We start from the raw sequence: 6188 nt of genomic DNA on the forward strand, positions 1-6188 counted from the left end.
GACGACGACCCCGGCGCCGTCCCTGCGCTCGCCGATCGACAGCGACGCGGTCCGGTCCTCGTGCGCGGGGCACTGGGCTGAGTTGCCGCGGACGGTGCACCCGTGGTCGGCGAGCGCCTGCTCGAGCCGGGCCCGCGCGGTGCCGCTCACCAAGCCTGTACCCTAGGGACTGTCGTCGTTGTCCGGGCCGCGTTCCCTTTCGGCAGGGAGCGCGGCCTCTCTGCTGAGGCCACGGGTCATACCGCCTCGGCGGCGGCGAGCTCGTCGGCGGCCTGGCGGGCGAGCTGCCGCGCCCGCGCGGACAACCTGCCCATCCTGACGTAGTGCGCCTTCTTGAGGTGCTGGCCGAGCCGGTAGGCCTGGTCCTCGCTGAGGGCCGGATTCGCCTCCCGGGCCTTGCGGGTCCACCGCTCGTCGCTGCTGACGTGGTTCGGGCTGGCGTTGGCCGCGGCGGTCATCGCATCCCAGGGCTCGGATATGAGCCGGGCCATGGCGCCGGGGAGGGTGCGTTCCGGCGGGTAGTCCGGATTGACGGAATACGCGGGGCGTGCCAAAGTGACCACCGTCCTGTCATCGGGACAGCGGGCGGCCGGGACCTTTGGCGAGAGACCGGCCGCTCGCATCCAAGTTACTTACACCCGTGCGCCTTCGCGGGCCGTTGCCCAACTTAAACTATTGGGTCGCAAAAAAGCTAGTATGCCGGCCGTGTCGTGGCGCCCCCTGACATATCCGCATACGTGTGCGTACTTATTCACACGTGCGCGCACTTACGCGGACGTTTCCGTCATTCGGGGATGTTCGCGCCATGTAAACCATCCGGGCGGGTTGCGCGTCGTTCGCCGCCGGAAGTCCGTCAGGGACATGGGAGACACCAGAGACCGGATGGGCATCAGCGCAGGCCAGGCCCAACTTTAGGGAACTTTCCGGGAATGTCAGGGCAGCGTTAGAACGGCGTCAGAAATGCGCAAGGTTGCGGAAATTCCCGCCTCTTTCCGCCGTCCCCGCAGGTCAGGGTTCCAGGCGCCGCTATATTCGGAGACATGGGCAGGTATCACGGGATATTGCGCGCTATTAGCGGGCCGTCAGCATTATTGCGTCCTGTTATTGCCCGTCGAACAGCCGCCGCGCTTCCTCCAGCGCCAGCTCCCGCTCGGCGACCTTCGTGTACCGCATCGCCATCCGGACGTCGCGCCAGCCCGCGATCGTCAGCAGCGACTCGGTCGAGCCGCCCTGCCGCCGCCAGTTGACCGCTCCCCCGGCGCGCAGCATGTGCGGGAACGCCTCGACCCCGGCCGCCTCGGCGCGCCGCTTGAACGCCGCGTACAGCCCCGGGTACGTCAGGCCGCCGCGGCGGCCGACCCAGAACGCCGGGTCCGCGGCGTGCTTATGCCGGCGCCGGGCGCGCTGGTAGCGGTCGACGCGGCGTGCGGTCTGCGCGGAGAACGCCGACCAGCGTTCCCTGCCGCCCTTGCCGCGCCGGACGCGGACGGTCCGGTCGCGCACGTTCACGTCGCCGTCGGCGGCCATCGCGCACAGCTCGTCGGAGCGCACCAGGGCGTCGAACATGAGGGAGAACATCGCCTCGTCGCGGATGCCCTCAAAGCCCTTGTCGGCCGCGCAGGCACCGAGGATCGCCTCGATCTGCGCCCGGGTGAGCGCGGGCGGGGCCTTCTCGTCGATCTTCGGCCGGCCGACGCGGGTGATCCCCGCGGCGCCGATCTCATCCTCGGCGAGCAGCCACATGGCGAAGGCGCGCAGCGCGGCGAACCGGGAGTTGAGCGTGGAGCCCTGCAGTCCCTGCCGGGCCAGGTCGGCGAGCCAGCGGCGCGCCGGGCCGGGGTCGGTCATGTCGGGGGGCTCGCCGTTCGCGTCGCACCAGTCGAGGAAGAACCGCACGCCGGTCCGGTACTGCTTGACGGTGTGCGGCGACTTGCGTTCGGCCTCCAGCGCTATGAGCCACGAGTCGAGCAGCTCCCGCATGTCCCCTGCGTCCATCGCCGGTTTCCTTCGTTATCTTGACTACGAACCACGCCCGTGGTGTATCGTAGCCCACGGCGGCCGGAAACGGCAGGCCAGAGCGTTAAACTGCTGAGAACGGAACGCGGGATACCAAGCTGTTATCTAGCGGATAACGGAAATTAGCAAGAAACGGTCATCGCGGCCCTGGCGGGGCGGGGTGCGGCAGGCATCGACCGCGAACACCGAGTTCACGTCCACCTCCAGGGACCGGGCGCCGTGCACTCCACGATAACCGCGGTCCCGGTTCCCCGCCCGCGCGGCTATCCGCGCGGCGATGGCGAGTGCCGTGCTGTCACGACGTCACATCCCCGACGGGTTCATCAGCTGGTGGTGCGCGCGGCCCAGCCGCTGACTCGAGCCCGGCATCGTCGGCGTCATCCCCGTGTGGGTCGCGTACTGCCGCGTGGTGTTGAACGTCGCCGCGATCGCGACGCCCTGGCCGTTCAGCGTGACCGTGACGGGGTTCGTCAGGCCGAAGTTCTGGCAGGCAAGGTTGGTGAAGGACATGCTGAGCCGGTTCGCCATGAACGTGAGCAGGTTGTCGCCGACCCCTGTCACCGGCGGCTGGCCGGTGGCGAGGACGGCCGCGTTCGCCGCCAGGAACGGCGTCTGAATGTCGATGATGTACTGGCAGTACATCGCCGGGCTGCTGGTCTGGTTGTTCTGCGAATCGATCGGCGCCTGGCCCAGCTCTTCCCTGTACAGGTCGGTCTTCGCCGCGTCGAACCCGTTGGCGCCGTTCAGCACCATCTCGTCGTTCTCCGGCACAAGCGCCGCGATCGTCGGCTGGTGCGCGGCGGAGAGCAGCTCGTCCATGGCCTGGGAGCTGGTCGGCTGATCCTCGTTCGCCAGGTCGGGCGCCTCGAACGGGGTGCACCCGAGGACCGGGTCGATGAACTGGTCAAGCAGTGTGTTGTCGCTGCCGTTGACAAGCAGCGTGGAACCCTGGATGTTCTCCGCGTTGGACGCGGTGTCCTGCGCGGTCTGGCCGGTGGCCGGGTCCAGCAGGTACTCGGTCGTCACGTTGTCGCTCGGGTCCTGGTCCACCATGTCGAAGTTGCGGGTTTCCGGGCAGTTCCGGCCCGACCCCATGGCACCCCCAGACGGGATGATCTTGTCCGAGGTGCCTTCCGACGGCACGACCAGCTTGCCCTCGCGCTCATCCTGGAACGCCGCCGTGAAGAAGTTGATGCCGTTGCAGAACGACACCTGTCCGAAGACCGATCCGGGCATGCCGTTGACGCAGTTGGCATCCCGCAGCGTGCCGGGCGTCGCGCCGACCTGGTACAGGTCCGTGCCGTTGAACCCGAAGTCGATCGTGACGATCGCGGGCTTGGGCAGTATCGGCACCACGGGTGGCACGATCGGGGTCGTGCCCTTCGTGATGACAAGCGGGTCGTAGACGTAGAGCTTGCCCGTGACCGGGTCCAGGATCGTGGCCTGCACGAAGGCCCCGAGGTTGACCGCGTTGGTCATCTCGCACCCGGACTGCGCGGGGGTCTGGCCGTCTGTGCCGGTGAGCTGGTACGGCGTGGCCAGGCCCTGCGCGGTGAGCGGGTTCGCCGGGACGATGATGTCGCAGTCGACGTTGGCCGCAGTGGTCGCCGCGGCCGCCGAGGCCGTGCCCGTCGGCGACGGCGAAGCGCTGGCCGAGGTGCCCGCCGAGGCGCCCAGGGGTACCTGGCCGAGGCTCGGGGCGCCCGAGCCCCTCGCGACCGCGATCACGACCCCGAGCGTCAGGCCTAGCGCCAGGGGGATGGCGAGCGGGGCCGCGATACGCGCCACACGATTTCTGCGTGCGCGGCGCCATGCGGACCGATGCCCGGTGCTCATGCAGTCCACCTCCGTGTCCGCTGACGCTCCCGGAGGCACACGCTAGAACAGCCAGCCAGGCATTGGAGGAGAAATTAAGAAGATCTATGGCTTGTCCCGTTCTAGCGTGATCTTCGCTATTAAGCCGGCAGACTTATTGCGATCTCCTAACATCTCACATAGAGCGCGTGATCGTGGCGTGATTGCAGCGAGATAGTGGCGAGATAGGCCCGGCGAGCCCCGCGGCCGCCATGGCCCCGCACTGTGCGTGATGCTCTTCTTACGCATAGTGCGGCCGGTGGTCAGCTGCCGGCAGGCGCGCCCCCATCGCGCTTAGCAGTCGAAGGGATGCTTAACGTGCGTACGGCCCCGCCGGCGGCCCGGCCGGGACGGGACGGCCGGCCCGCGGCAGAAGGCACGCGGCCGCTCGGCGCCCGCCGGGTGCTGTGGATCGCGGGGGCCTACTACCTGGTCGGCGCGATCGCGCTGACCATCTGGCTGTGGCCGGACCCGGCGTCGCGGATCGTGGCAGGCAACCCCGCCGACGCTGACCAGTTCGCCTGGTTCTTCAGGTACGACGCCACAGCGGTCGCGCAGCTGAGGCTGCCCGCGCTGATCACCACGGGGATGAACGCCCCCCAAGGGGTCGCCATCATGTGGAACACGGCCATGCTGCTGCCCGGCGTGCTGCTGGCGCCGCTGACGCTGCTGGCCGGCCCGCAGGCCAGCCTGACGGTGCTCATGACAGTGGGGTTCGCGGGGTCTGCGGTCGCCATGTTCGCCGTGCTGCGCCGCTGGGACGCCAGCATCAGCGCCGCCGGGCTCGGCGGGCTGGTCTACGGGTTCTCCCCGGCGCTGATCCAGTCGTCGATGGGCCACTACGACCTCCAGTTCGCGGTCCTGCCGCCGCTGATCGTCGACGAAGCGCTGCGGCTGGCCACCGGGCGCTGCGGCACCGGCAGGCGGGCCGCAGCGCGCCGCGGGGCCCGGCTGGGCCTGCTGGCGGCAGCCCAGCTGTTCATCGCGGAGGAACTCCTGTTTGACGCGGCCGTGGCCGCGGCAATCCTCGTCGCGGTGCTGGCCCTGTCCCGGCCGGGAGCGGTGGGCGGCCGCATCCGTGACATCGCCACCGGCGCCGGCGCGGCGACCGCGGTGACCGCCGCGACCGCGGGCTACCCGCTGTGGGTGCAGTTCTTCGGCCCGCTGCGCCAGCAGGGCAGCCCCTTCGCCCCGGATTTCTACAAGAACGATCTCGCCGGGTTCGTCCGGCCCTCATCGGCCATGCTGCTGCATACGGCCGGCAGCGCCGCGTTCGCGGCCCGGTTCCAGGGCGGGCTCCCCGAATACCTCGGCTACCTCGGCTGGCCGATGCTCGCCGTCCTCGCGGTCATCGCGGTGCGGTTCTGGCGCCGCCTGCCGGTGCGCGCCGCGGCGGTGGCGTTCGCGGCGCTGTCGGCGTTCTCCCTGGGCGGGACCCTGCTGGCCGGCGGCAGGGAACACGAGGGCATCGTGCTGCCGTGGTACTGGCTGCAGACCCTGCCGGTCGCGGGCGCGGTGATCCCTGACCGGTTCTCCATCGTCGCCGACGGCGCGGCCGCCGCGATGGCGGCTTTCGGCCTCGACGCCGCGCGCGGTCGCTGGCCCCGGCTGAAGGGCCCGATCGCCGGCGTCGCGCTGATCGCGGTCCTGCCGCTGGTGCCCGTCCCGCTGCCCGCCGCCCAGGCCTCGCCTGTGCCAGCGGGCTGGACCGCGGCGTTCACCGCGCTGCGGCTGCCGGCCGGCGCGAGCGTCCTCGTGCTGCCCATCCCGGTGCTGACCTACACCGCTCCGCTTCGCTGGCAGGCCGACACCGCCATGCCCTCCTCGATGTACGGCGGCTATTACATGGGGCCGACCTGGAACGGGCCGGCTGCCACAGACGGCAACGGGCTGTCTTCTGAAGCCGGCTACCTGAACCAGCTCTGGGCGCAGTCAGCGGGCGTCAACGTTACGGAGGTCGCCACCCTCCCGGCCAACGGACTGTACCCGAGTCCCCTCCAGATGCGGGCGCAGCTCGCGGGCTGGGAGCCGGCCGCCGTCGTCGCGGTCACGAGCCCGCACTCGGCATTCGGTCGTTATCTGGCCGGCCTGCTCGGCCGGCCAACCGTCATTGCCGGTAATGAGGCTTATGCGAAACTCTCCTTGAAGAAGTAAAGCCCGATCACTGCTCGAAATGATGACTTAAAGGTCTTCAGCGGCCGGCGGTAGTCGGTGAAGAGAATCCGCCATGTCTTCAAGTTCGCAACGGCGCGCTCGACCGGCGCACGGAAGGAACTCACCTGATTGTTCCATTCGTGTTCCCATCGCAGTAGCTTCCG

5 protein-coding genes are annotated in these 6188 nt (G+C 69.5%); 1 reads left to right on the top strand and 4 read right to left on the bottom strand.

Features of this window, described 5'->3' with window-relative positions; all coding sequences use genetic code 11:
• Positions 1 to 236: 236 nt before the first annotated feature.
• From Q1N79_RS27815 to Q1N79_RS27825, 3 genes are all read right to left on the bottom strand, one after another.
• A complete protein-coding gene (locus Q1N79_RS27815; RefSeq protein WP_300614020.1) occupies positions 237 to 491 on the bottom strand; it encodes a hypothetical protein in 255 nt (84 codons plus the stop codon).
• Positions 492 to 1101: 610 nt separating this feature from the next.
• Positions 1102 to 1995 (bottom strand): tyrosine-type recombinase/integrase, encoded by an 894-nt coding sequence (locus Q1N79_RS27820; RefSeq protein WP_300614021.1) that lies wholly within the window; start codon positions 1993 to 1995, stop codon positions 1102 to 1104.
• A gap of 324 nt (positions 1996 to 2319) precedes the next feature.
• Positions 2320 to 3804, bottom strand: a complete 1485-nt coding sequence (locus Q1N79_RS27825) for a hypothetical protein (protein WP_300614022.1) — start codon at positions 3802 to 3804, stop codon at positions 2320 to 2322.
• A gap of 384 nt (positions 3805 to 4188) precedes the next feature.
• Between Q1N79_RS27825 and Q1N79_RS27830 the strand changes: the two genes are divergently transcribed.
• The gene (locus tag Q1N79_RS27830; RefSeq protein WP_300614023.1) at positions 4189 to 6024 is read left to right on the top strand and encodes a hypothetical protein; all 1836 of its coding nucleotides are present in this window, start codon (positions 4189 to 4191) and stop codon (positions 6022 to 6024) included.
• Here Q1N79_RS27830 and Q1N79_RS27835 read toward each other — a convergent pair.
• A partial coding sequence (locus Q1N79_RS27835) for a hypothetical protein (protein ID WP_300614024.1) occupies positions 5997 to 6188 on the bottom strand: 192 nt, incomplete at its 5' end. The genes Q1N79_RS27830 and Q1N79_RS27835 overlap by 28 nt on opposite strands.

The organism is Trebonia sp. (assembly GCF_030042015.1).
GTDB lineage: Bacteria > Actinomycetota > Actinomycetes > Streptosporangiales > Streptosporangiaceae > Trebonia.

Bases quoted from the DNA above. Each gene is read 5' to 3' on its own strand.
- Q1N79_RS27815 (WP_300614020.1), bottom strand. From the start codon at position 491: ATGGCCCGGCTCATATCCGAGCCCTGGGATGCGATGACCGCCGCGGCC.
- Q1N79_RS27820 (WP_300614021.1), bottom strand. From the start codon at position 1,995: ATGGACGCAGGGGACATGCGGGAGCTGCTCGACTCGTGGCTCATAGCG.